The sequence below is a fragment of the Streptomyces roseus genome (assembly GCF_001044425.1).
GTDB classification, from domain to species: Bacteria; Actinomycetota; Actinomycetes; order Streptomycetales; family Streptomycetaceae; genus Streptomyces; species Streptomyces roseus.
Window position 1 is genome coordinate 47,183 of sequence record NZ_LFML01000051.1, and the last position, 24,444, is coordinate 71,626.

23 protein-coding genes are annotated in these 24,444 nt (G+C 73.8%); 15 read left to right on the plus strand and 8 right to left on the minus strand.

Annotation, left to right across the window (positions count from 1 at the left end; all coding sequences use genetic code 11):
* Position 1: 1 nt before the first annotated feature.
* Positions 2 to 721, plus strand: coding sequence for a dethiobiotin synthase (bioD, locus tag ACS04_RS13605; RefSeq protein ID WP_048476839.1), 720 nt, complete (start codon positions 2 to 4; stop codon positions 719 to 721).
* 41 nt (positions 722 to 762) lie between these two features.
* Here bioD and ACS04_RS13610 read toward each other — a convergent pair whose 3' ends face one another.
* Positions 763 to 1,380, minus strand: coding sequence for a hypothetical protein (locus tag ACS04_RS13610; RefSeq protein WP_048476840.1), 618 nt, complete (start codon positions 1,378 to 1,380; stop codon positions 763 to 765).
* A gap of 210 nt (positions 1,381 to 1,590) precedes the next feature.
* Between ACS04_RS13610 and ACS04_RS13615 the strand changes: the two genes are divergently transcribed.
* Positions 1,591 to 2,256 (plus strand): class I SAM-dependent methyltransferase, encoded by a 666-nt coding sequence (locus ACS04_RS13615; RefSeq protein ID WP_048476841.1) that lies wholly within the window; start codon positions 1,591 to 1,593, stop codon positions 2,254 to 2,256.
* A 44-nt stretch (positions 2,257 to 2,300) separates the two neighbouring features.
* Here the strand turns inward: ACS04_RS13615 and ACS04_RS13620 are convergent, their stop codons facing one another.
* The gene (locus ACS04_RS13620) at positions 2,301 to 2,723 is read right to left on the minus strand and encodes a GNAT family N-acetyltransferase (protein ID WP_048476842.1); all 423 of its coding nucleotides are present in this window, start codon (positions 2,721 to 2,723) and stop codon (positions 2,301 to 2,303) included.
* A 205-nt stretch (positions 2,724 to 2,928) separates the two neighbouring features.
* Here ACS04_RS13620 and ACS04_RS13625 point away from each other — a divergent pair, with 205 nt between their 5' ends.
* From ACS04_RS13625 to mug, 5 genes are all read left to right on the plus strand, one after another.
* Positions 2,929 to 4,278 carry a hemolysin family protein gene (locus ACS04_RS13625; RefSeq protein WP_048476843.1) on the plus strand — a complete coding sequence of 450 codons (1,350 nt, stop codon included), beginning with the start codon at positions 2,929 to 2,931 and terminating at the stop codon, positions 4,276 to 4,278.
* Positions 4,275 to 5,300 (plus strand): hemolysin family protein, encoded by a 1,026-nt coding sequence (locus tag ACS04_RS13630; protein WP_048476844.1) that lies wholly within the window; start codon positions 4,275 to 4,277, stop codon positions 5,298 to 5,300. The genes ACS04_RS13625 and ACS04_RS13630 overlap by 4 nt, the downstream gene beginning before the upstream one ends.
* A 69-nt stretch (positions 5,301 to 5,369) precedes the next feature.
* Entirely contained in the window at positions 5,370 to 6,161 is a 792-nt protein-coding gene (locus ACS04_RS13635) for an SGNH/GDSL hydrolase family protein (protein WP_048476845.1), read from the plus strand.
* 71 nt (positions 6,162 to 6,232) lie between these two features.
* Positions 6,233 to 7,666 (plus strand): adenylosuccinate lyase, encoded by a 1,434-nt coding sequence (gene purB, locus ACS04_RS13640; RefSeq protein ID WP_048476846.1) that lies wholly within the window; start codon positions 6,233 to 6,235, stop codon positions 7,664 to 7,666.
* Positions 7,663 to 8,211: a G/U mismatch-specific DNA glycosylase gene (gene mug / locus ACS04_RS13645; protein WP_048476847.1), complete on the plus strand. Its 549-nt coding sequence runs from the start codon at positions 7,663 to 7,665 to the stop codon at positions 8,209 to 8,211. Before purB ends, mug begins: the two co-directional genes overlap by 4 nt.
* On the opposite strand, the gene ACS04_RS13650 is transcribed toward mug, so the two are convergent.
* Genes ACS04_RS13650 through ACS04_RS13660 form a run of 3 tightly spaced genes read right to left on the minus strand, consistent with a single transcriptional unit; the run spans position 8,208 to position 10,373 of the window.
* Positions 8,208 to 8,642: a hypothetical protein gene (locus ACS04_RS13650; RefSeq protein ID WP_048476848.1), complete on the minus strand. Its 435-nt coding sequence runs from the start codon at positions 8,640 to 8,642 to the stop codon at positions 8,208 to 8,210. The genes mug and ACS04_RS13650 overlap by 4 nt on opposite strands.
* Positions 8,643 to 8,682: 40 nt before the next feature.
* The gene (locus ACS04_RS13655) at positions 8,683 to 9,432 is read right to left on the minus strand and encodes an ABC transporter permease (RefSeq protein WP_048476849.1); all 750 of its coding nucleotides are present in this window, start codon (positions 9,430 to 9,432) and stop codon (positions 8,683 to 8,685) included.
* Positions 9,433 to 9,461: 29 nt separating this feature from the next.
* The gene (locus tag ACS04_RS13660) at positions 9,462 to 10,373 is read right to left on the minus strand and encodes an ABC transporter ATP-binding protein (protein ID WP_048476850.1); all 912 of its coding nucleotides are present in this window, start codon (positions 10,371 to 10,373) and stop codon (positions 9,462 to 9,464) included.
* A 108-nt stretch (positions 10,374 to 10,481) separates the two neighbouring features.
* On the opposite strand from ACS04_RS13660, the gene ACS04_RS13665 reads away from it, so the two are divergent.
* The 3 genes from ACS04_RS13665 (at position 10,482) to ACS04_RS13675 (ending at position 13,571) form a co-directional block, all read left to right on the plus strand.
* The gene (locus tag ACS04_RS13665; protein WP_048476851.1) at positions 10,482 to 11,657 is read left to right on the plus strand and encodes a sensor histidine kinase; all 1,176 of its coding nucleotides are present in this window, start codon (positions 10,482 to 10,484) and stop codon (positions 11,655 to 11,657) included.
* Positions 11,658 to 11,661: 4 nt separating this feature from the next.
* A complete protein-coding gene (locus tag ACS04_RS13670) occupies positions 11,662 to 12,312 on the plus strand; it encodes a response regulator (protein WP_048476852.1) in 651 nt (216 codons plus the stop codon).
* Between the two features lie 101 nt (positions 12,313 to 12,413).
* Positions 12,414 to 13,571: an ROK family transcriptional regulator gene (locus tag ACS04_RS13675; RefSeq protein WP_048476853.1), complete on the plus strand. Its 1,158-nt coding sequence runs from the start codon at positions 12,414 to 12,416 to the stop codon at positions 13,569 to 13,571.
* A gap of 150 nt (positions 13,572 to 13,721) precedes the next feature.
* On the opposite strand, the gene ACS04_RS13680 is transcribed toward ACS04_RS13675, so the two are convergent.
* A complete protein-coding gene (locus tag ACS04_RS13680; RefSeq protein ID WP_048476854.1) occupies positions 13,722 to 14,495 on the minus strand; it encodes a GntR family transcriptional regulator in 774 nt (257 codons plus the stop codon).
* A 296-nt stretch (positions 14,496 to 14,791) separates the two neighbouring features.
* Here ACS04_RS13680 and ACS04_RS13685 point away from each other — a divergent pair, with 296 nt between their 5' ends.
* From ACS04_RS13685 to ACS04_RS13700, 4 genes are all read left to right on the plus strand, one after another.
* Positions 14,792 to 15,643 carry an alpha/beta fold hydrolase gene (locus ACS04_RS13685; RefSeq protein ID WP_048476855.1) on the plus strand — a complete coding sequence of 284 codons (852 nt, stop codon included), beginning with the start codon at positions 14,792 to 14,794 and terminating at the stop codon, positions 15,641 to 15,643.
* 106 nt (positions 15,644 to 15,749) lie between these two features.
* Entirely contained in the window at positions 15,750 to 17,345 is a 1,596-nt protein-coding gene (locus ACS04_RS13690; protein ID WP_425337816.1) for an alkaline phosphatase D family protein, read from the plus strand.
* 225 nt (positions 17,346 to 17,570) lie between these two features.
* On the plus strand, positions 17,571 to 19,004 hold the full coding sequence (locus ACS04_RS13695; RefSeq protein WP_048476856.1) for a GNAT family N-acetyltransferase: 1,434 nt from the start codon (positions 17,571 to 17,573) through the stop codon (positions 19,002 to 19,004).
* A gap of 201 nt (positions 19,005 to 19,205) precedes the next feature.
* Positions 19,206 to 20,924, plus strand: coding sequence for a DUF885 domain-containing protein (locus ACS04_RS13700; RefSeq protein WP_048476857.1), 1,719 nt, complete (start codon positions 19,206 to 19,208; stop codon positions 20,922 to 20,924).
* A gap of 88 nt (positions 20,925 to 21,012) precedes the next feature.
* Here ACS04_RS13700 and ACS04_RS13705 read toward each other — a convergent pair whose 3' ends face one another.
* On the minus strand, positions 21,013 to 21,567 hold the full coding sequence (locus tag ACS04_RS13705; RefSeq protein ID WP_048476858.1) for a rhodanese-like domain-containing protein: 555 nt from the start codon (positions 21,565 to 21,567) through the stop codon (positions 21,013 to 21,015).
* A gap of 94 nt (positions 21,568 to 21,661) precedes the next feature.
* Here ACS04_RS13705 and ACS04_RS13710 point away from each other — a divergent pair, with 94 nt between their 5' ends.
* The gene (locus ACS04_RS13710; protein WP_048476859.1) at positions 21,662 to 22,108 is read left to right on the plus strand and encodes an Lrp/AsnC family transcriptional regulator; all 447 of its coding nucleotides are present in this window, start codon (positions 21,662 to 21,664) and stop codon (positions 22,106 to 22,108) included.
* Positions 22,109 to 22,131: 23 nt separating this feature from the next.
* Here ACS04_RS13710 and ACS04_RS13715 read toward each other — a convergent pair.
* A partial coding sequence (locus tag ACS04_RS13715; RefSeq protein ID WP_048476860.1) for an SbcC/MukB-like Walker B domain-containing protein occupies positions 22,132 to 24,444 on the minus strand: 2,313 nt, incomplete at its 5' end.

Consider the following 24,444-nt stretch of genomic DNA (forward strand, 5'->3'; position numbering starts at 1 on the left):
CATGACGGTATTGATGGTCTCGGGCACGGGCACGGAGATCGGCAAGACGGTGGTCACGGCGGCGGTCGCGGCTTCCGCGGTGGCGGCGGGCCGCTCGGTGGCGGTCCTGAAACCGGCTCAGACGGGTATGGAACCGGGTGCTCCGGGCGACGCGGCGGAGGTGGTCCGCCTCGCGGGCCCCTCGGTCACGGCGAGGGAACTGGCGCGGTATCCGGAACCGTTGGCCCCGGACACGGCGGCCCGCCGGGCCGGGCTGCCGACGCTCTCCCCCCGCGAGATCGCGGACGCGGCGCGCGAGCTGTCGCGCTCCCACGACCTGGTCCTGGTGGAGGGGGCGGGCGGGCTGCTGGTCCGCTTCGACGAGGCCGGCCACACCCTGGCCGACGCCGCCCGCCTGCTCGACGCCCCCGTCCTGGTGGTCACCCCGCCGGCCCTCGGCACCCTCAACTCCACGACGCTGACGGCGGAAGCCCTCCGGGCGCGCGGCCTGGCGTCGCCCGGCGTGGTCATCGGCAGCTGGCCGGCGGAGCCGGACCTGGCCTGCCGCTGCAACCTGGCGGACCTCCCGTCGTCCTCGGGGCTCCCGCTGCTGGGCGTCGTGCCCGAGTCCTCGGGATCCCTGTCCCCGGAGGACTTCCGCGCGGCGGCCCCGACGTGGCTCGGTCCCGACCTCTCGGGCTCGTGGTCGCCGGAGTCCTTCCTGACGGCCTGGCAGCCCTGAGCGGTGGGTCGACGGCCCCGCGGTGGCCACTGACCCGTGGGTCAGTGGCCACCGCGGGGCTCGCGGCATCCGCCCTCCACGTAGACGGCGTGCGCCTGCACGCTCAGCGGCGGGGTCAGATGCCCCGTCACGCACGGCCCGCTCTCCGGGATCGACAGCACGAACGAGACGTCGCCCGCGCTCGACCCGTACACGTCCCCGGCCTGCGGCGCGTAACCCATCCCGGCCAGCAGCGCGCTGAGCTCCTGCGCCGTCCGCGGTGCGCCCTTGCCCTCGGAGCCGTCCAGCGCCGCCCTGATCCGGGCGGCGTGCGCATCGCCCCGGCACCGGGCCGCGGGCGTGAGAGTGCCCTGCTGCTTGTACCCGTGGTTCTCCGCGTACTTGCGCGCCTCGGGGTCCGTGGGCAGGCCCTCCGGCACGGCCGACCGGCTCGGGAGGACGGTCGCCTTCCCCGCGCACGCCGCGGCCACCTGGGGGAAGAGCGCGTCGTGGCGGGCCACCGCGGCCGCCGCCTCGGCGGCGTAGTCCGGGGCCGGGCTGCGGGACGGGAGCGGGGACGGGGCCGCGGCGCTCCCCGGCACCTTGGTGCCGCAGGCGGCCAGGACCAGCAGTCCTGCGGCGAGCAGCACCGCACCCGCGGGGGTCGTACGGGACGTCACGGGGTCTCCGCTCTCGAATCCTGCGATCAGCCGATTGTCGTCACCGCGCCGCGCCGGGCACATGAGTACGCGTACTCAGAGGGCGGGCCGCGCGCCGGTCACCCGCGGGGACCGGTTACGGGCGTCCCGGCGGGGAACACGCCGGGCAGGCCCATCCGCCCATCGCCCCGTCCCCCGCCCTGCCCGTCGCCCTTCACCCGGAGGTCCGCCATGCCCTCACCGCGCCGCGACCCGGACTCCGTCGGCCATCCGCTCTTCGCCCGGTTCTACGCCCGGTTCAGCACCGCCGCCGACACCCGCGGCGGCGTACGCGATCTCCGTCGTGAACTCCTGCACGGAGCGTCGGGCCGCGTCATCGAGGTCGGGGCGGGCAACGGCCTGAACTTCGCCCACTACCCGCGCGCCGTCTCCGAGGTCGTCGCCGTCGAGCCGGAGCGCCGCCTTCGCCGGCTCGCCGCCGACGCCGCCCTGCGCGCCGAACTCCCGGTCGATCTCGTGCCGGGGGTCGCCGAGGCCCTGCCGGTCAAGAGCGAGGCCTTCGACGTCGCCGTGGCCTCCCTGGTGCTGTGCACCGTACGGGACCTGCCGCGCGCGCTCTCGGAACTCCACCGGGTGCTGCGCCCGGACGCGAAGCTGCGCTTCCTCGAACACGGCCGCGCGCCCGGCGCCGGCATGGCCGCCGTCCAGCGGACGCTGGACCGGACCCTGTGGCCCCGCCTCTTCGGCGGGTGCCACACCGCCCGGGACCCTGCCGCCGCGATCGAGGACGCCGGGTTCCGGATCACCTCGTCCCGTACCTTCCGCCTGCCGGAGCACGGGCCGGCCCTCCCGATCTCGTACTGCGTGATCGGTACGGCGCGCCGCGGTCCCGCGTAGCCCTCGGCCCTCGCAGGATCCGCGCGCGATCTCCGGGCCGGTCCTCAGACCAGCGGCTTGACCCAGCGCGTCCAGTGGTCCTCGGGGTGGTAGCCGCCCGCGGCCCACGCCACCTGCGCCCGCTCGTTGCGGTCCAGCACCATCGCGTCCGCGCGCCGTCCGCCGAGCTCGCGGAATCGCTCCTCCGCGGCGGCCAGCAGCGCGGATCCGATGCCCCGGCGGCGGTGGTCCGGGTGCACCGCCAGCCGGTAGAGGTGGCAGCGCCAGCCGTCGAAGCCCGCGATCACGGTGCCGACCAGTTCACCCTCGCGCCGGGCGAGCAGCAGGGCGTGCGGATCGCGGGCGTGGAGGCGCTCGACCCCGGCGAGGTCGTCACTGATACTCGTTCCCTCTGCGGCCGTCTTCCAGAAGTCGAGCACGGTGGTGAGGTCGGCGACGGACGCGGGACCGATGTGAAGATCACTCATGGCGGGATCCCATCATCCGGTGGCACCCGCCAAAAAAATCATCCAGCTTCTTTGCCTTTCCTTTACTATGGTGACCGGCAGTCGGCCCACCCCGAGCCGATCCGAACGAAAGGTGTGAGCGTCCGCCCATGGGCGAGCCCCCCAGTACCCGATATCGCGCGACACCCCTCCTCCTGGCTGATCATGGGACGGAGGTGACCGACCGATGACCGAAGTGCTCCTGCTCCTCGTGGCGCTGCTGCTCTGCCTTGCCTGCGGCGCTTTCGTCGCGGCCGAGTTCTCGCTGACCACCGTCGAGCGCAGTGAGCTCGAACAGGCCGCCGAACGGGGTGAGCGCGGGGCCGAGAGCGCCCTCATGGCCGTCCGGAGCCTGACGTTCCAGCTCTCCGGAGCCCAGCTCGGCATCACCGTGACCGGCCTGGTCATCGGCATGATCTCCAAGCCCTCGATCGCCGCCCTGCTCCAGGGCCCCTTCGAGGCCATCGGACTGTCGGCCGGCGCCGCCTCCTCCACCGCCCTGATCCTCGGCACCGTGCTGTCGACCGTCGTCCTGATGGTCGTCGGCGAGCTGGTGCCCAAGAACTGGGCGATCTCCTCCCCGCTGGCCATCGCCAAACGCGTGGCCACCACGCAGCGTGTCTTCACCCGCGCGTTCCGGCCGTTCATCAGCCACCTGAACTCCACGGCGAACCACATGGTCCGCCGGCTCGGCATGGAGCCGGCCGAGGAGCTGGCCTCCGCCCGCAGCCCGCAGGAGCTGGTGGCGCTGGCCCGGCACTCCGCGAAGGCGGGCGCGCTGGAGAAGGACACCGCCGAGCTGTTCGTACGGACCCTGAACCTGGCCGACCTGACCGCCGAGAACGTCATGACCCCGCGGGTCCAGGTCACGGCCCTCGATGTGCAGGCCACCGCCGAGGACGTGGCGAACGCGACGCTCGCGACCGGCCTGTCCCGCTTCCCCGTCTACCGGGGCAGCCTCGACACCGTCGTCGGGACCGTCCACATCAAGGACGTGCTCGCGCTGCCCGCCGAGGAGCGCCGCCGCCACCCCGTCTCCCGGCTGCTGCGCGATCCGCTGCTGGTACCCGAGTCGCTGACCGTGGACCGGCTGCTGGACCTGCTGTCCGGCCGCCAGACGATGGCCGTGGTGATCGACGAGTACGGCGGCACGGCCGGCGTGGTCACCCTGGAGGACATCGTCGAGGAGGTCGTCGGCGAGGTGCGCGACGAACACGACCCGCACGAGACCTCCGATCTGGCCCCGGCCGGTACGGACGCCTCCGGGCGCCGCCTGTACTCCGCCGACGGCTCCGTGCGCACCGACCAGCTGGAGCGGATCGGACTGCGCGTCCCGGACGGCCCGTACGAGACCCTCGCCGGGCTGATGGCGACGGAGCTGGGCCGGATCCCGGCCGTCGGCGACAGCATGGAGCTGGCCGGCTGGCAGCTCGACGTACAGGACGCGAGCGGCCGGCGGGCCGCGCGGGTGCTGCTGCGCGCCCCGGCCGACCCTTCACAGGACTCGTCGGACCAGGGCGGGGAGGGGGCCCGATGACGGTCATCCAACTGCTGATCGGCCTGGCGACCCTGGTCGTCAACGCCTTCTTCGTCGGCGCGGAGTTCGCGCTGATCTCGGTGCGGCGCAGCCAGATCGAACCGTACGCCGAGCAGGGCGACCGGCGGGCCCGCGCCGTGCTGTGGGCGCTGGAGCACGTGTCCGCCCTGATGGCGGCGGCCCAGCTGGGCATCACCCTGTGCACCCTGGTGCTGGGCGTGGTGGCCGAGCCGGCCATCGCGCACCTGCTGACCCCGCTGTTCGACCTCGTCGGGGTGCCTTCCGGGCTCACCCACGCCATCTCCTTCGTGGTGGCGCTGGCCCTGGCGACGTACCTGCACATGCTCTTCGGCGAGATGGTGCCGAAGAACGTGGCCCTGGCCGAGCCGGTACGCACCGCGCTCCTGCTCGGGCCGCCGCTGGTGACCCTGACCCGGGCCCTCAGGCCGGTGATCTTCGCGATCAACGCCTTCGCCAACCTCCTGCTGCGGCTGCTGCGGGTGGAGGTGAAGGACGAGGTCGCGGCGACGTTCTCGGACGACGAGCTGGCCCGGATCGTGAAGGACTCCAGCAACGCGGGGCTGATCGACGACCGTGCGCGCGAGCGGCTGCACGACGCCCTGGAGCTGGGCCGGCGGCCGGTCACCGATGTGGTGCTGCCGCTGGACCGGGTCGTCGTGGCCCGGGAGGGCGTCACGCCGGCGGCCCTGCAGCGCCTGGCGGCGGAGTCCGGGTACTCCCGTTTCCCGGTCCTCGACGCGCAGGGCGGGATCCTCGGATACCTGCACGTCAAGGACGCGCTGGACGCGGACGGGCCCGAGCGGGACGAGCCCTTCCCGGCGTCCGCGCTGCGCCCGATCGCCCAGGTGCGGGCGGAGACCCCGCTGGACGACGTGCTCACCGCGATGCGGCGCAGTCGGACCCACCTCGCGGCGGTCATGGGCTCGGGCGGGACGATGACGGGCCTGGTCACCATGGAGGACGTGCTGCGCGAGCTGTTCGGCAGGTCGGCCTCCGCCTGAGGCGGCCGCGACCGCGGCGGTGCCCCGGCCCTGCACGGCCGGGGTACCGCGCGGTAGCATCGCAGCGCCATGGAGATGAATGCCTCTTACACCAGTTTCGTCGCGGTCGGCGACTCCTTCACGGAGGGCATGTCCGACCTGATGCCCGACGGCTCCTACCGCGGCTGGGCCGACCTGCTGGCCGCCCGCCTCGCGGCGCGCGAGCCCGGGTTCCGCTACGCGAACCTCGCGGTGCGCGGGAAGCTGATCGGGCAGATCGCCGAGGACCAGGCCCCGGTCGCGGCGGCGATGGGCGCGGACGTCGTGACGCTGGTCGGCGGTCTGAACGACGCGCTGCGGCCGAAGGTGGACATGGGCAGGGTGCGCGGGCACCTGGAGGAAGCCGTGGGCCTGCTGGCCCCCTCGTGCAAGACGCTGGTGCTGATGCGCTCGCCGGGGCGCAACGGGCCGGTGATGGACCGGTTCCGGCCGCGCATGGAGGAGCTCTTCGTCATCATCGAGGAGCTCGCCGCCCGCCACGGGGCCCTGGTGGTCGACCTGTACGGGGCCGCGGCGCTCGCCGACCCCCGCATGTGGGACGTGGACCGGCTGCACCTGACGGCCGAGGGCCACCGCCGGGTCGCGGAGGCCGTCTGGCAGACGCTGGGCCTGCCGCCCGAGCAGGACTGGCGCACGGACCTCCCGGCCACCGCGCCGCCGGGCTGGGCCGCGCGCCGCTCGCAGGACCTGAGCTTCGCCCGGCGGCACCTGCTGCCGTGGGTGGGCCGCCGGCTGACGGGCCGTTCCTCCGGGGACGGCCGCCCGGCCAAGCGCCCGGAGCTGCTGCCGTACGAGGCCACGGCGGCCGAGCCGCTCTCGTAGCAAGGCACAATCCGGGGCAGGGTCCCTACCTGCGTAAACACACAGCCGCGGCCCAAGTAGAATCCCTACACGTGACAGCCAAGCCCCGCATCCCCAATGTCCTGGCCGGCCGCTACGCCTCCGCGGAGCTCGCCGTCCTGTGGTCCCCCGAGTACAAGGTGACGCTGGAGCGGCGGCTGTGGCTCGCCGTGCTCCGCGCCCAGAAGGACCTCGGCATCGAGGTCCCGGACGCCGCCCTCGCCGACTACGAGCGCGTCCTGGAGACGGTCGACCTCGCCTCCATCGCCGAGCGCGAGAAGGTCACCCGGCACGACGTGAAGGCCCGCATCGAGGAGTTCAACGCCCTCGCCGGTCACGAGCACGTCCACAAGGGCATGACCTCGCGCGACCTCACCGAGAACGTCGAGCAGCTCCAGATCCGGCTCTCGCTGGAGCTGGCCCGCGACCGCACGGTCGCCGTCCTCGCCCGCCTCGGCAAGCTGGCCGGCGAGCACGCCGAGCTGGTCATGGCAGGCCGCTCCCACAACGTCGCCGCGCAGGCGACCACCCTGGGCAAGCGGTTCGCGACGGCGGCCGACGAGCTGCTGGTCGCCTACGCCCGCCTGGAGGACCTGCTCGGCCGCTACCCGCTGCGCGGGATCAAGGGCCCGGTCGGCACCGCCCAGGACATGCTCGACCTGCTGGGCGGGGACGCCTCGAAGCTGGCCGACCTGGAGCAGCGGATCGCCGCCCACCTCGGCTTCGCCCAGGCCTTCACCTCCGTCGGCCAGGTCTACCCCCGCTCGCTCGACTACGACGTGGTCACCGCCCTGGTGCAGCTGGCGGCCGCCCCCTCGTCGATCGCGAAGACCATCCGCCTGATGGCCGGCCACGAGCTGGTCACCGAGGGCTTCAAGCCCGGCCAGGTCGGCTCCTCCGCGATGCCGCACAAGATGAACACCCGCTCCTGCGAGCGCGTCAACGGCCTGATGGTCATCCTGCGCGGCTACGCCTCGATGACCGGCGAGCTGGCCGGCGACCAGTGGAACGAGGGCGACGTGTCCTGTTCCGTGGTCCGCCGGGTGGCCCTGCCCGACGCGTTCTTCGCGTTCGACGGACTGCTGGAGACCTTCCTGACGGTCCTCGACGAGTTCGGCGCCTTCCCGGCCGTCGTGGCCCGCGAGCTGGACCGCTACCTGCCGTTCCTCGCGACCACCAAGGTCCTGATGGGCGCGGTGCGGGCGGGCGTCGGCCGCGAGGCCGCCCACGAGGTCATCAAGGAGCACGCGGTGGCCTCCGCGCTCGCCATGCGCGAGCAGGGCGCCGAACGCAACGAGCTGCTGGACAAGCTGGCCGCCGACGAGCGGATGCCGCTGGACCGGGCGCAGCTCGACGCCCTGATGGCCGACAAGCTGTCCTTCACGGGCGCGGCCGGTGACCAGGTCGCCACGGTGATCTCCCGTATCGAGGCGATCGCCAAGCAGCACCCGGAGGCCGCCGGGTACGCGCCGGGGTCGATCCTCTGACCCCCGAGGAGCTGAGCGCCGCCCGTGACCGCGTCCTCCCGGACGTGGTCGCGGGCGGTCTGCGGGTGCTGTTCTGCGGGATCAACCCCGGTCTCCTCTCCGCCGCGACGGGCCATCACTTCGCCCGCCCAGGCAATCGCTTCTGGCCGGTCCTGCACCTGTCCGGCTTCACCCCGCGCCGCCTGGACCCGGCGGAGCAGGAGGAGCTGCTGACCTACCGGCTCGGCATCACCAACGTCGTCGCCCGCGCCACGGCCCGCGCCGACGAGCTGAGCGCGGAGGAGTTCCGCGAGGGCGGCCGCATCCTGACCGCGAAGGTGGAACTGTTGCGCCCGCAGTGGCTGGCGGTCGTCGGAGTGACGGCCTACCGCACGGCCTTCGGCGAGCGGAAGGCTCAGATCGGCCCCCAGGAGCGAACCATCGGCTCCACCCGCATCTGGGCCCTCCCCAACCCCAGCGGCCTCAACGCCCATTGGACCGCGGAGTCCATGGCCCAGGAGTACGCCCGCCTGCGCACGGCCGCCGACCACACCCCGGATGCCTAGGGCGGGTCGATCACGGTCACCGCGGCCATCAGCTGCGGCGAGTGGTCGGCCCCCCAGCGGGCCTCGTAGACGGCGACCCAGCGGCCCTCGACCCGCCAGAGGTGCAGGTGATCGCTGGTGTCGCCGATCTCCTGCCACGGCTGCGCCACCTCCCGGGCCTCCGTCCGCAGCCGCAGGCTGTCGAGCGTGAACCGGTCCGGCTTGCCCCAGCGCTCCTCCAGCCGCTGGGCCAGAGCCTCGAACTCGGCGGCCACCTGCTCCTCGTGCGCCAGGCGATCGGCCGCGTCCTCGTCCCCGTACCACCGGCTGCCGCCCAGCTCGGCGAGGTGGTAGCCGGGCCCGCTGGTGCCCACTTCGGACCTGCCCCGGACGTCGGGGAAAGCACGCGTCCGGAGCCGGTCGATCGTGTCGAGATGCTCTGCCGTGGTCATGCCGTCAGTATCGCGCCGGGGTCTGACAACTGGCCCGGCGTCACGCGTCCCGCCGGCGCACCGCCAGCCAGCCTGCGGCCAACGCGGCCACCGCCCACAGCGCGAGCACCCCGAGGCCGCTCCAGGGGCCGAGCCGACCGGTGGACTCCAGACGCAGGACCAGCTGTCCCGCCTGGTCCGGCAGGAACTCGGCTGCACCGCCCGCGGCTTGGCCGATGATGAACGGCACCATGACGACGAAGGGTATGAGCACGCTCAGCACGATCGCCGCACTGCGCAGCACCGCCGTCAGTCCCGCCGCGAACAGCGCCATCAGCGTCAGGTACACCCCGCTGCCGAAGACGGCCCGGAGGGCACCCGGGTCCCCCAGCGACAGCGCGTACCGGCCCATGAACGCCTGCCCCAGGACGAATGTGAGCAGGCCGGTGACCTGCCCCACCAGGAAGGCCAGCGCACCGACCATGGCGATCTTCGACAGGTAGAAACGGGTCCGGTTCGGCACCGAGGTCAGCGTCGTGCGCAGGGCGCCGTGGTGGAACTCGGCGGCCAGGGCGCTCGCCCCAAAGGTGAACGCCGCTATCTGGCCGAAGTTGATGCCGTAGAAGGCTCCGAGCAGCGGATCCTCCCCCAGGGCGCCCGCTTCCGCCTGGCCGACGGCGGCGCAAGCCAGCGCCTGTATCCCGGCGGTGGCCACGAACACGGCGATCAGCGCCCCGAACGTGCCGCGCAGGGACCGTATCTTGAGCCATTCCGAGTGCAGGACGGGGACGGTGGGCAGAGCGGCGCTCATGGCGGAGCCTCCTTGGGTCTGGATGAAAGTCAGTGGGTGGCGGCGAACTGGGCATGGCCGGCCGTGAGGTCGAGGTACGCCTGCTCCAGCGAGGCCCGCTCGTCGGAGAGTTCCAGCACGGGGATGCCCTCGCGGGCGGCCAGGGGGCCGAGCTGCTCGGCCCGTATGCCCTCCACGGTCCAGCGCCCGCCGTCGGCGGCCGCCAACTCGAAGCCGTCCCGGGCCAAAGCCGCCCGGAGCCGGACCGGATCCGAGGTGCGCAGCCGCACCTTCGGGGTGCTGCGGGCCTCGATGAACTCCTCCATCGAGGAGTCGGCCAAGAGCCTGCCCTGACCGAGCACGACCAGGTGGTCGGCGAGCGCCGCGGTCTCGGACATCAGATGGCTGGAGACGAGCACGGTGCGGCCCTCGGCAGCGAGGCCCCGCATCAGCTCGCGGATCCAGATGATGCCTTCGGGGTCGAGCCCATTGGTGGGCTCGTCCAGCAGCAGCACCTCGGGATCCCCCAGCAGCGCGGCCGCTATGCCGAGACGCTGGCGCATGCCGAGCGAGAACGTCTTGATCCGTCTCTTCGCCGCCGCGGCGATCCCCGCCTGCTCCAGTACCTCCTCCACTCGGCGCACCGGAATGCGGTTGGCCGCCGCCAGGAAGCGTAGGTGGTCCCGGGCGGTTCGCCCGCCGTGGGCCGCCTGGGCGTCCAGGAGGGCGCCGACCCGGCGGAGCGGATCGGAGAACTCGGTGAACCGAACCCCGCCGATCGTGGCCGTGCCGGAGGTCACCCGGTCAAGGCCCAGCAGCAGGCGCATCGTGGTGGACTTGCCGGCGCCGTTGGGGCCCAGGAATCCGGTGACCCGCCCCGGCAGGACATCGAAGGTGAGGCGGTCCACGGCCCTGGTACGACCGTATTCCTTGGTCAGTTCTCGGATCTCGATGCTGTTCATGGCTCAAGAGTCGCCGCCCGCCCCACCCCCCTTCCTCCCCCATGCGAGGGTCCCGTCTCCCCCACGTGGGGGAGACGCATCCTGGCCGGTCACTGCCACGATGGAGCCATGTACCGACTGCTCCGTGCCCCCTTCCAACCAGTGACCTACTCACGCTGGTTGCATCTGTGCGTGCCCGTGCTGCTGCTGGCGCTGTGGATGTTCATAGAGCCGGCGTGGCCGTGGATGCCGTTGGTCATCGTCATACCGTTCGGCCTGGTGCCGTGGGTGCGGCTGGCGGAGGGGCTTCAGGCGCAGTTCCTGCTCACACCGTACGATCGCGGCTCCACGGACAGCGGCATCAGTGCCGCGCCGTCGGCTCGGTGGGGCGACCGGTGGCGGACGCTGCTGTGGCTCGAAGCGCGGCTCGCCATCGCGCTCGGCGCCATGACCGCGACCGTATGGCTCCCGACGATCACGGTCGAACTGATCGCGGCCGCACTCGGGCATCCGCTCCATGCGGACCTCATGATCCCCTTCACTCCCCCGCGTTGGGCCGCCGCTCTGCTCGTGCCCGTGCCGTTGATTCTCCTCATGGTCATAGTGGTGCTGCTGGGAGAGCTGGTCACCGCGATCGCGCGCCGACTGCTGGGGCCTTCGGCCGCCGAGCGGCTCACCGCACTGGAAGCCCGCACCGAGCAGCTGCTGGAGCGCACCCGCATCGCGCGGGAGCTGCACGACTCGATCGGGCACGCCCTGACGGTCGCCGTGGTGCAGGCGGGGGCGGCCAGGGCCGCGGGCGACCCCGCGTTCACCGACCGGGCGCTGAGTGCGATCGAGGAGACGGGCCGGGCCGCGCTGGAGGACCTGGAACGGGTCCTGCTGGTCCTGCGGGAGTCGGCGCAGCCGGCGTCGCAGCGGCCGACGCTGGCCGAGGCGGACCGGCTGCTGGAGTCCGCCCGGGCCTCGGGTTCGGAGGTGGACGCACAACTCACGGGACCACTGGAGCGGTTGCCGGGCCCGGTCACCCGGGAGGGTTACCGGATCCTGCAAGAGGCACTCACGAACGTACTGCGGCACTGCGGTCCGGTACCGGTCCGGGTCCGGGTGGAGATGGCCGTCGGCAGGCTGGACATGGAGGTCACGAACCCGCTGCCACCGGGGCGCGCCTTCACCTCCGGCAGCGGGAGCGGGCTGCGCGGGATGCGGGAGCGGGCTGCGCTCCTCGGCGGAGAGGCCGAGACCGGTCCCTTCGAGGGCAGTTGGAGGGTGCGCGCCCGGCTTCCGCTGGAGCGAATACGCTGACCGGATGCCGGTTACCGTTCTGCTCGTCGATGACGAACCCCTGGTGCGCGCGGGTCTGCGTGCCGTCCTGGATGCCCAGCCCGACATCGAGGTGGTGGGGGAGGCGGCGGACGGCGCTTCCGTCGTCCCGCTCGTGCGGCAGCTGAGGCCGGACGTGGTGGCCATGGACGTGCGGATGCCGCTGCTCGACGGGATCGAGGCGACGCGGGCCGTGCTGCGGACCGTGGACTCCCCGCCGAAGATCCTCGTGGTGACCACGTTCGAGAACGACGAGTACGTGTACCAGGCACTGCGGGCCGGTGCGGACGGGTTCTTGCTGAAGCGGGCCCGCCCCTCCGAGATCGTGCACGCGGTACGGCTGGTGGCGGAGGGCGAGACGCTGCTGTTCCCGGCGGCCGTGCGGGCGCTGGCCGCCGAGTACGGGAACCGGCAGGCGCGGGCGGTGCTGGAGCGGGCCGCCCTCACCGAGCGGGAGGAAGCCGTGCTGAGGCTGATGGCGCGCGGGTTGACGAACGTCGAGATCGCCAAGGAGCTGATCGTCGGCACGGAGACGGTGAAGTCCCATGTGAGCGCGATTTTGGGCAAGCTGGGAGCGCGGGACCGGACCCAGGCGGTGATCACGGCGTACGAGTCGGGATTCGTCGCCCCGGCCTGAGGGGAGGGGCCGGTTCCGGCCGATGGGGGGCTGCGTCTCGCAGCGGCCCCCGGCGCACAGTACGATCCGGCAGACAAGCTCGCTAGCTGGGAGGACACACGTTGGGGCAGCTGACCGGCGGGGATCCCTCTCTGCTCCGGCGGATCAATTCGGCCGTGGTGCTGCGTGCGCTGCGGGCGGCCGGGTCGCCGACCCTCACCGACCTCACCCGGGTGACCGGGCTGTCCCGGCCGACCGTCGAAGGCGTGGTCGAGGGGCTGATCGGGACCGGGCTCGTCGTCGAGGCCGGCGCGGAGGAGGGTGCACGGCGCCAGGGCCGGCCGGCCAGGCGCTACCGCTTCCGGGCCGAGGCCGGGCATCTGCTCGGCATCGAAATCGGCTCGCACCGCGTCGCCGTGCTGCTCTCCGGACTGGACGGGCGGGTCATCGGCGCCGGCACCAAGGAGGTCGCCGAGACGGCGTCCGCCGACGAGCGGTTGGAGCGGGTACGGGCGGCCGTGGCCGATCTGCTGCGCCGGGCGGGCGTCCCGCGGGACTCCCTGCGGGCGGTCGGCGTCGGCAGCCCCGGGATCGTGGAGGCCGACGGCACCGTGCGCCTGGGCACGGCCCTGCCGGGCTGGACGGGCCTCCCGCTCGGGGAGCGGCTGCGCCGCTCGTTCCGGTGTCCGGTGCAGGTGGAGAACGACGCCAACGCGGCCGCGGTCGCCGAGCACTGGAAGGGCGCCGCCCAGGACACCGACGACATGGTGTTCGTGATGGCGGGGCTCAGCCCGGGGGCGGGTTCCCTGATCGGAGGCCGCCTGCACCGCGGGTACGGCGGGGCGGCCGGCGAGATCGGCGCCCTGCACCTGCTGGGCCGCGACGTCACGCCCGAGAAGCTGCTGTCCACGACCGGCGAGCCGCTGCACCCGCTGGACGAGCAGGCGGTGGCCGAGGTGTTCACGATGGCCCGCCGGGGCGACGAGCGGGCCGTGGCCGCGGTGGAGCGATTCATCCAGCGGCTGGTGCACGACGTGGCGGCGCTGGTCCTGGCCATGGATCCGGAGCTCGTCGTCGTCGGCGGCTGGGCGGCCGGCCTGGACGGGGTCCTCGATCCCCTGCGCCGGGAACTGGAGCGCTACTGCCTGCGCCCCCCGAGGGTGGCGCAGTCACTGCTCGGCGAGGCCGCGGTGGCCACCGGCGCCCTGCGCCTGGCGCTGGACCACGTGGAGGAAGAACTCTTCGCGGTGGAGAAGACGGTCACGACCCGCCGCCGCTGACCCACCGCGGCGGGCGCCGCGAAACGGCCCCGTCCCGGCGGGTGGGCCGGAAGGGGGCCGTCGGAAAGCCTGGCGGCGACGCCGGAGCCACCTGGCAGGCACGCCGGAGGCAGCCTGGCGCAGGGGCGCCGGAGCCGGCGGAACGCGGGGTCAGGAGGCGACGCGGGCTTCGTGCGTGATCTCCACGTCACCCGAGTCTCCGAAGGTCAGGCGGCAGGTGTCCGCACGGTACGTGGCCACCGAGACGGCTGCCGTCCCCGCGGCGGTGAAGTACCGGGTCGTGACCACGAGCACCGGCGCCCCAGGCAGCCGGTCCAGTTCCTTGGCGTCATCGGCGCGCGCCGAGCCGAGCTCCACCGAGCGGTCCTGCCCCTCCAGGGCGAGCCGCTGGAGCTCGCGCAGCACGGCCCGGCCGCGGGCGGCTCCGGCCGGGCCGTCGATGGCGGAGAGGCCGGGTACGGAGGCGGCCGGGACGTACAGCAGCTCGGCGGCGACGGCCTGCCCGTGGGAGACCCTGGTCCGGCGCACGGTGTGCACGGGCTGGTCGGCGACGGCGGCGCCGCCCAGCAGTTTCAGGACGGCGGCGGACGGCAGGGCGGCTTCGGCGCCGTCCGCGTCCACGAGCTCCCAGCCGTCGACGCTCTCGCCCGGCCAGCCCTGCCCCGAGCTGCCGACCGCGACGCCGACCCGCGGCGGGGCGACGGTGGTGCCCACCCCGCGGCGGCGCTGCAGCCGTCCTTCGAGTTCGAGCTGCTCCAGGGCCTGGCGCAGGGTCGCGCGGGCGACTCCGAAGCGGGCGGCGAGCTCGCGCTCGTTCGGCAGGATCTCGCCCACCGCGAAGTCCTGGTCGAGCGCTTCGCTGAGGACGGTCTTGAGGTGCCAGTACTTAGGCTCCGGCACCGTTTCGAGCTGCGTGGTCCCCACCCTGACTCCTCCTGCCATCGCTGCAATCGCCGTGTTCCAGCGGCAGTTCCGCGCCTTTGTTTATTAAAGGTTCCTGCACTATCCCTAGCGACGATAGGACGGCGCACCCCCTTGGTCAAGACCAATCCTCACCCCTTTACCGGGCACATCGGGCATACGTATCAAGCCGTTCATGCGATGTTCTGCTCACCGCGACACGCGCCGCAGGCTTGTCCCGCCGGGCTACCGGGCGGTAATCATGGCGGTAGTCATTACTGACAACCTGTCTCACACGCGTCCACCCGACGAGGAGCAGCATGACCGCCACGGTCTCCTTCCCGATCGAATCGCCGCTGGGTCCCCGCACCGCCACCGTCGCCTACGAGCGCAAGGGCTCGGGCACACCGCTCCTCCTGCTGCACGGCATCGGCCACCACCTCCAGGCCTGGCACCCGGTGACCGACATCCTGGCGGCCGAGCACGACGTGATCGCCGTCGACCTGCCCGGCTTCGGCGCCTCGGAGCCGCTGCCCCAAGGGGTCCCGTACGACCTCGGCACCTTCGTCCCCGCTCTCGGCGCGCTCTGCGCGGCCCTCGGCGTCGAGCGCCCGCACGTGGTCGGCAACTCCCTCGGCGGGCTCCTCGCCCTCGAAATGGGCCGGAGCGGCCTCGTCCGCTCGGTCACCGCGCTCTCCCCCGCCGGGTTCTGGACCGAGGCCGAGCGCAAGTACGCCTTCGCCACCCTGCGCGCCATGCGCGTCGGCGCGCTCACGCTGCCCCCCTCCACCCTGGAACGGCTCTCCCGCAGCGCCGCCGGCCGGGCCGCGCTCACCGGCACCATCTACGCGCACCCGGCCCGCCGTTCCCCCGAGGCCGTGGTCGCCGAGACCGTCGCCCTGCGCGAGGCCACCGGCTTCGAGGAGACGCTGGCCGCGGGCCGCTTCGTACGCTTCACCTCGAACGTGCCCGGCCTGCCGGTCACCATCGCCTGGGGCTCCCGCGACCGCCTGCTCCTGCCCCGCCAGGGCGTGCGCGCCAAGCGGACGGTCCCGGACGCCCGCCTCGTCCGGCTCCGCGGCTGCGGCCACGTCCCGATGAACGACGACCCGGCGCTGGTCTGCCGCGTGGTTCTGGACACGGTGCGCGCGACAACCGGCCACTCGGCCTGAGCGGCTGACGGCTGTTCATCCCCGGTTCGGTTGGGCGACGCGGGCGGGCCCGTGTGCGACGGCACACTGGTCCGACCCGTCCCCGCCGGCCCCTGGAGACGCTCCGATGGCACCGATGCCGCACACCCGACGGTCCCTGCTCGGCGGTTCACTCGCCGTTCCGGTGGGCCTTGCCCTGTCCGGCGCGCTCGCCGCGCCCGCGTTCGCCGCACCCGCCACCGCAGCGGCGTTCACCCGCTCCGGGCGCCCGAGCGCGCCGTGGGGCACCCAGTCCGGTGAGATCACCGCGCACTCGGCCACCCTCTGGACCCGCTCCGACCGCCCCGCCCGGATGTACGTCGAGACCTCCCCGAGCGAGTCCTTCCGCTACGGCGTCCGGCGGCACGGCGGCCCCTTCCTCGGCCCCGCCACCGACTTCACCGGCACCACGACCCTGCGCGACCTTCCGCCCGGGCAGCAGATCCACTACCGGGTGGTCCTGGCCGACCCGGACGACCCGCGCCGCACGGGCGAGCCTGCCCGCGGCACCTTCCGGACCACCCCCGTCTCCCGCCGCCACCCCGTGCGCTTCCTGTGGTCCGGGGACCTCGCGGGCCAGGGCTGGGGCATCAACCCGGACCTCGGCGGCTACCGCGTCTTCGACGAGATGCGCCGGCGCGACCCGGACTTCTTCCTCTTCAGCGGCGACACCATCTACGCCGACGGGCCGATCCAGGCCTCCGTACCGCTGCACGACGGCAGCATCTGGCGCAACATCACCACCGAGGAGAAGGCGAAGGTCGCCGAGACCCTCGACGAGTTCCGCGGGAACTTCCGCTACAACCTGCTCGATCGCAACCTGCGCGAGTTCAACGCCCAGGTACCGGTGCTCGCCCAGTGGGACGACCACGAGGTGCGCAACAACTGGTACCCCGGCCAGGTGATCGACGCCCCCCGCTACACCGTGCGCGACGTCGACACCCTCGCCGGCCGCGCCCGCCGCGCCTTCGGCGAGTACTTCCCGGTCACCGACCTGCGCGGCGGCCGCGCCGAGGGCCGCATGTACCGGGTGATGCGGTACGGGCCGCTGCTCGACGTGTTCGTCCTCGACATGCGCACCTACCGCGACGCCAACTCCCCCGGCCGCCAGACCGTGGACCCCGTCGGCATCCTGGGCCGCGAGCAGCTGGCCTGGCTCAAGCGCGAGCTGTCGCGCTCCCGCGCCACGTGGAAGGTCATCGCCTCCGACATGCCGCTGGGCATCGTCGTACCCGACGGGACCGAGAACTACGAGGCAGTCGCCCAAGGCGACCCGGGCGCCCCGCTCGGCCGCGAGCTCCAGATCGCCGAACTCCTGCGCCACATCAAGCACCAGCGCATCACCGGCACCCTCTGGCTCACCGCCGACGTCCACTACACGGCCGCGAACCACTACGCCCCCGAGCGGGCCGCCTTCACGGACTTCGCGCCGTTCTGGGAATTCGTCTCCGGTCCCGTCGGCGCGGGCGGGTTCCCCGCCGGGAAGCTCGACGCCACTTTCGGCCCGGAGACCGCGTACGTCCAGTCGGCGCCGGTCGCCAACATGTCACCGTCCGAGAACCCCCCGTACTACGGGGAGGTCGAGATCGACGGCGCATCCGGGGAACTCACCGTCCGGTTGCGCCGCCAGGGAGGCGGCGTGCTCTTCGCCACCTCGCTCCAACCCGGACGCGTCGGCCAGTAGCGACCGCAGGTCCGGGGCCCGGGAGGGCCGCGACCCCGGGCCGCGGGCCGCCGGAGCCCGGGGGTTCCGGCGGCCCGGACCCGGCCACCGGCCCCGCCGCCGCCGCCGATTCCGCACGCCCGCGCCCCGCTCGGAAAACCAGGCGAAATCGGCCAGACGGACACTTAACCAGGCGGACACAGATCGTTCGTGATCACGCAACACCCCTGCGTCACAGTGGCATGCATGACTGAACGCAACCACGCCCCCGCCCAGCGCCACCACCGCCACCACTGGCGGCGCGACCTCGTCGAACTGGCCGCGCTGTTCTGCGCCGTCGCGGTCGCCGACGGCATCGCCAATCTCGTCGCGCACGGCCCCCACGGCCCGATCCTGCTCATCGCCTCGGCCGTCGCGCTCCTCGTCACGACGGCCTTCCACACCTGGTGGGCGCGCCGCCACAACAGCCATGCGCCGCCGCCGTACGCGGCGCCCTCCGATCCGGGCGCGGGCGCCGATCCGGCCGCGGCCGCCTCCGAGAGCGCCTCCGCCACGACCACCGCCCTCTGGCGGATGCGGACGACCGTACGGGACGAGCCCGGCAGCCTGGCCGCGATCTGCGGGGCCCTCGCCCACCAGGGCGTCGACATCCTGACCCTCCAGACCCACCCGCTCCCCGAGGGCGGCACCGTCGACGAGTTCCTGGTGCGCTCCCCGCACCGGCTGACCTCCTCCGAACTCTTCCGCGCCGTCGCCGGAGCCGGCGGTCACAGCACCTGGATCGAACGCGCCGACGCGCACGACCTCGTCGACACCCCGACCCGCGTCCTGGGCCTGGCCACCCGCACCGCCTTGGACGCCGCCGAGCTGCCGCTGGCGCTGCGCCAGCTGCTCGGCCGCTGCACCATCCACTCGATCCCGGCCACCACCCTCTCCGGCCGCCCCAACGCGGGCGCCGACGCCCCGGTCGAGGGCGTCCTGGAGGCGACGGTGATGCGGCTGCGCGATCCCTCGGGCGGCGCCATCACCGTCGAGCGCCCGTACCTGCCCTTCACGCCGACCGAGTTCGCCCGGGCCCGCGCCCTCGTCGAGCTCGACGCCCGGCTCGGCCCGCGCGTCCCGCGCAGCCAGGACGTGCTGACCCTGCCCGAGGGCAACGAGATCACCGTGCGCCGCGCCGACGGCTCCGACCTCGCCGCCGCCCGCGCCATGCACGACCGCTGCTCCGAGCGCACCCTGGGCCTGCGCTACCACGGTCCCGTGGCCGACGCCGACCGCTACCTCAGCCACCTGCTGAGCCCCCGGTTCGGCCGTACGCTGGCCGCCAGCACCGCGTCCGGCAAGCTCGTCGCCCTCGGCCACCTGCTGTGGGACGGGGACGAGACCGAGGTCGCGCTCCTGATCGAGGACGACTGGCAGCGCCGCGGCATCGGCTCCGAACTGCTGGGCCGCCTCATCGCGATGGCCGCCGAGACCGGTTGCGACAGCGTGTACGCCGTCACCCAGTCCTCCAACACCGGCATGGTCGCGGCCATGCGCGGCCTCGGCCTCCCCCTCGACTACCAGATCGAGGAGGGCACCCTGGTGATCACGGCCCGGCTGGACACCGCGCCGGCCGCCTCCGGCGCGTACGAACTCCCGCGCGCCCAGCAGCCGCAGGGGCAGCGGCACTTCCGCTGAACCGGGCGCTGCCCGACCCCGCATCCGGCGCGGCCCCGGCCCCGCATCCGCCGCCGCCCCGGCCCGGCTCGGGGCCGCCTCCGCTCCCGTGCGGCCGCCGACGGCACGGGAGCGAGGCGGGCTCAGCCGCTCCCCTGCACGTCAGGAGGCCGAGAGCGAACGCTGATGACGCGGGGCCGTCCTCCGTACGAAGATGGCCGCATGTCAGAGACCCTTCGCAGCGACAGCGCCGCCCGGCTGCCCCGCCAAGTCGCCGACGCCTATGTCGACGATCTCATTGCCATCGATCCGATCTCGGGCACCTATCTCGGTGTCGCGGCGTGCTCCAGCCGACTCCCGGACTTCTCGCCGGCCGGCCGTGCGGCCGCCGCCGACCTGTCCCGCTCCACCCTCGCCCGTCTCGACGCCGCCGAGCGGCTGCCCGGCGCCGACAGCGACGTCGAGCGCCGCTGCGGCCGGCTGCTGCGCGAGCGCCTCAACGCCGAACTCGCGGTGTACGAGGCCGACGAGGACCTGCGCGCCGTCAGCAACATCCACTCGCCCGCCCACTCGGTCCGCGACGTCTTCACCGTCACCCCGTCCGACACGGACGAGGACTGGGCCGCCATCGCCGAGCGGCTGCGCGCGGTCCCCGCGGCCCTCGCCGGCTACCGCGAAAGCCTCGCCCTCGGCCTGGACCGCGGCCTGTACGGAGGCCCCCGCGCCACCGCCACCTTCGTCGACCAGCTCACCACCTGGGCGGGCGAGGACGGCGGGGACGGCGAAGGCGCCGGCGAGGCCTTCTTCGGCGAACTCGCGTCCCGCGGCCCGGAAGCGCTGCGCGCCGAGCTGGAGGAGGCGGCCGCCGGAGCCACCGCGGCCCTCGCCGAACTGCGCGACTGGATGCGCGACGTGTACGCGCCCGCCGTGGCCGACGCACCGGACCCGGTGGGCCGCGAGCGCTACGCCCGCTGGTCGCGCTACTTCAACGGGACCGACCTGGACCTGGACGAGGCGTACGCGTACGGCTGGTCGGAATACCACCGGCTGCTCACCGAGATGAAGGCGGAGGCCGCCAAGATCCTGCCGGGCGCGAGTCCTTGGGAGGCCCTCAAGCACCTCGACGAGCACGGCACCCACATCGAGGGCGTCGAGGAGGTCCAGGCCTGGCTCCAGGGCATCATGGACGAGGCCATCGAGAACCTCGACGGCACCCACTTCGAGCTCGCCGAGCGCGTGAAGCGGGTGGAGTCCATGATCGCCCCGCCGGGCGGCGCGGCGGCCCCGTACTACACGAACCCCTCGGAGGACTTCTCCCGCCCGGGGCGCACCTGGCTGCCGACGATGGGCCAGACCCGCTTCCCGGTGTACGACCTGGTCTCCACCTGGTACCACGAGGGCGTTCCGGGCCACCACCTCCAGCTCGCGCAGTGGGCGCACGTCGCCGACCGGCTCTCCCGCTACCAGGCCAGCATCGGCCTCGTCAGCGCCAACGTCGAGGGCTGGGCCCTGTACGCGGAGCGGCTGATGGACGAGCTGGGCTACCTCAAGGACGCCGAGCAGCGGCTGGGCTACCTGGACTGCCAGATGATGCGCGCCGCGCGCGTCATCGTGGACATCGGCATGCACCTGGGTCTGGACATCCCGGCGGATTCGCCGTTCCACCCGGGCGAGCGCTGGACGGTGGAGCTGGCCCAGGAGTTCTTCGGCCTCCACAGCGGCCGCCCGGCGGACTTCATCGAGAGCGAGGTGACCCGCTACCTGTCGATGCCGGGGCAGGCGATCGGCTACAAGCTGGGCGAGCGGGCCTGGCTCATCGGCCGGGACAACGCCCGCGCCGCGCACGGCGACTCCTTCGACCTGAAGGCGTGGCACATGGCGGCGCTGTCGCAGGGCTCGCTGGGCCTGGGCGACCTGGTGGACGAGCTGTCGATGCTCTGACCGCCGCCGGCGGTGCCGTGTTCGGGCCGCCCGCAGCCCCTCGGGGGTGCGGGCGGCCCGTACGGCCGTCCCGGCGCGGGGCCGTCCCTCAGCAGCCGCAGTCGTCGGAGTCGGTCGGCGCGGTGAGCGGGTCCGCCTCGGCGCGCCGCTCGCTGCCCTGCCAGGTCTCGACCTCGAAGCCCTCCCGGATCCAGTACTCGATGCCGCCGAGCATCTCCTTGACCTGGAAGCCGAGCTGGGCCAGTGCGAGGGCGGAGCGGGTGGCTCCGTTGCAGCCGGGGCCCCAGCAGTAGGTGACCACCGGAAGGCTCTTGTCGAGCAGCCGCTCGGCCTGTTCGGGGATGAGGGCGGTGGGCAGGTGGACCGCACCCGGGACGTGGGCCTGGTCCCAGGCCGGTGTCGACCGGGAGTCGAGCAGCTGGAAGCCGAGTTCGGAGCCCTGCTCGCGGTGGGCCGCGAAGGCGGCGGCGACGTCGGACACGTCCGCGTGGAAGGCGAGGCTCGCGGCGAAGTAGGCGGCGGCCGCGGCCGGGGCGGCCGGGGGCACCCGCAGCACGGGGTTCACGGCGGAAGCGGGGGCCGGGGCGGAAGCGGGGGCCGGGGCGGAGGCGGCCGGGGCGGCGCTGTTCCGTGTCGTCGTCATGGCTCTGAATCTACGAGCCCCTGATCATCTCGGGAAGTCACTTTCCCCGGCCTTCCCCTTGTTCGGCCGGGGATTTCCCTGCTACATCTGCCTCATGACCGACTATTCCCCTGACGCAACCGACTGGCGCATCCTGACCGCCCTCCAGGAGGACGGCCGGGCGAGCTTCGCCGATCTCGCGCGCACCGTCTCGATGTCCGCGAGCGCGGTCACCGAACGGGTGCGCCGCCTGGAAGAGGCGGGCGTGATCACCGGGTACAGCGCCGTGATCGACCCGGAGAAGCTCGGCAAGTCCATCCTGGCCCTGGTCCGGCTGCGCTATCCGCACGGCAACTACAAGCCGTTCCACGACCTGCTGGAGGCGACCCCGGAGATCCTGGAGGCCCACCACGTCACGGGCGACGACTGCTTCGTGCTCAAGGTCGCCACCCGCTCGATGAGCCACCTGGAGGAGGTCGCGGGCCGCATCGCGGGCCTCGGCTCCGTCACCACGAGCATCGTGTACTCCTCCCCCCTGTCCCGACGCCCGCTGAGCCCGTGAGCCCCGCTCCCCGGGAACCGGGGTCAGTCGGTGAGGGAGGCCGTGCGGTGGCGGACGCGTGAGCCGCCGCGCTGCTTGACGATCTCCAACTGGGCCTGGACGCGCGTGCGCAGGTCGGCGACGTGGCTCACGATGCCGACGCTGCGGTCCCGTTCGCGCAGGGAGTCCAGTACGTCGAGCACCTCGTCGAGCGCCTGGTCGTCGAGGCTGCCGAAGCCCTCGTCGATGAAGAGGGTGTCCAGGCGCATGCCGCCCGCCTCGTCGGTGACCACGTCGGCCAGGCCGAGGGCCAGGGCGAGCGAGGCGAAGAAGGTCTCGCCGCCCGACAGCGTGGCCGTGTCGCGCTCGCTGCCGGTCCAGGCGTCGACCACGTGCAGACCGAGTCCGGAACGCCCCCGGCCGCTCGCCCTGGCGTCGGAGTGGACGAGGGTGTAGCGGCCGCCGGACATCCGCAGCAGCCGTACCGTCGCGGCGGCCGCCACCTGCTCCAGGCGCGCGGCCAGGACGTACGCCTCCAGCCGCATCTTGCGCTCGTTGTCCGCGGAGGTGCCGGCGGTCAGCCCCGCCAGCCGGGCCACCCGGTCGTAGGCTTCGCGCAGCGGGCCCATCGCGCGCAGCTCGTGCTCCGCCTGCCGGGAGAGCCGGTCCAGCTCGGCGCAGCGCACCCGGGCCGCGTCCACGGCGGACCCTGCCGTACGCAGTGCCGCCGCGGCCCTGGCCTCGTACGCCTCGGCGGCATCCGGCGCGGCCGGGGGCCGGGTCGCGGCCAGGGCGGTGTCGCTCTCGCCGCGCCGGTCGGCCAGCATGGCCTCCTCCGCCTGCCAGGCGTCCAGCCTCCGCTGGAGCGCGGTGCGTTCGTAGTCGGGCAGGACCGCATCGGCCGCGGCGTCGATGGTGTCGAAGCCCGCCTTGAAGGCGGCGTCGGCGAGCTGCGCGTCGGCCTCCTTGAGCCGGGCGGCGGTGTCCTCGGCCCGGCGCAGCGCGGCCGCGGCGCCCGTGACCATCCGGACCCGGTCCTCCAGGGTCCGGGCGCGGGCCGCGACCGTCGGCGCGTCGCCCCGTACGAGGGCCAGCTCCGCCTCCAGCACGGCCTGCTCCTGGTCCAGGGCCTCGCGCCGGGAGGCCCGGCCGGCGGCCCGGCGTTCGGCGTCCAGTCGCTCGGAGCTGCGTACGGCGTGCTCGCGCTCGGCGCCGGCCAGCCGCTCCCGGGCGGCGTGCAGCCCGGCGGCCGCGGCGTGGGCGGCGGCGTGCCGGGAGCTCAGGTCCGAGGTCAGCGCGAGGAGTTCCGCGGTGGTGGCCTCCCCGGCGGCGGCCGCGGCCTCGGCGCGGGCCTCCCGGACGGCGGCGAGCTTCCGCTCGACGGCGGCCCGGCGCTCCTCGGCCTGCTCGTAGCGGGCGTGGGCGGAGTCCTCGGCGGCGCGGTCGACGTGCCCGGGGGCCGGGCGCGCCGGAGCCGGGTGCTCCGCCGATCCGCACACCGTGCAGGCCTGACCGGCCACCAGCGCCTCGGCGAGCTCCGCGGCGATCCCGCGCAGCCGGGCCTCCTTGAGCTCCAGCCAGCGCTCCCGGGCGGCGGTCGACTCCTCCCGCAGGGACAGCAGTTCGCCCTCCGCGTGTTCCGCTTCGGCGTCCAGGGCGTCGCGGCGCCGGGCCGCGTTCAGGTGCAGCCGGGCCGGCTCCAGCCGTCCCGCGAGCTGCTCGGCCAGGGTCGCGGCCTGCTGGGCGCAGTCCACCCGCTCGACCAGGGCGGTCCGGGTGGCCTCCCAGCGGGCGAGCCAGTCGGCGGAGTCCCGCAGCTGCTCCTCGGCGTCGCGCGCCTCCCGCTCCAGGGTGGCCCGCTCGCGGCCGATCTCGGCGCTGCGCTGCTCGGACCGCTGGGCGGCGCCGAGCGCGCCGAGGTCCTCGCGCAGCCGCTGCTCGACGGCGGAGAGCTGTTCGGGGCCCGCCTCGGCGAGGGTGTGCGGGAGCGCCGAGCGGGCCGCGGTCTCCGCGTGGGCGGCGGACAGGTGGGCGGCCGACGCGGCTCCGCGCAGTTCCAGGGCGGGGGCCACCAGGGCGCCGCGCCGGGCCCGGTCCAGCAGGGCGCGGACCCGTTCCCGCTCGGGCTCCGCCTCGGCGAGCAGGGCGGTGCGGCGCGCCGTCTCGGCGTGGCGGCGCTGGAGGCGGTCGAGTTCCCGCTCCTCCTCGGCGGCCCGCCGGGCGGCGGCGTGGCGGCCCTCGACGGCCGCCAGCGCGTACTCGGCGACCGTCAGCCGCTCCCGGGCCGAGCAGCGGGCGACGGCGGCCCAGGCCCGGATCGCCCCGGCCAGGCCGGGATCGCCGGGCTGGTGTCCGGG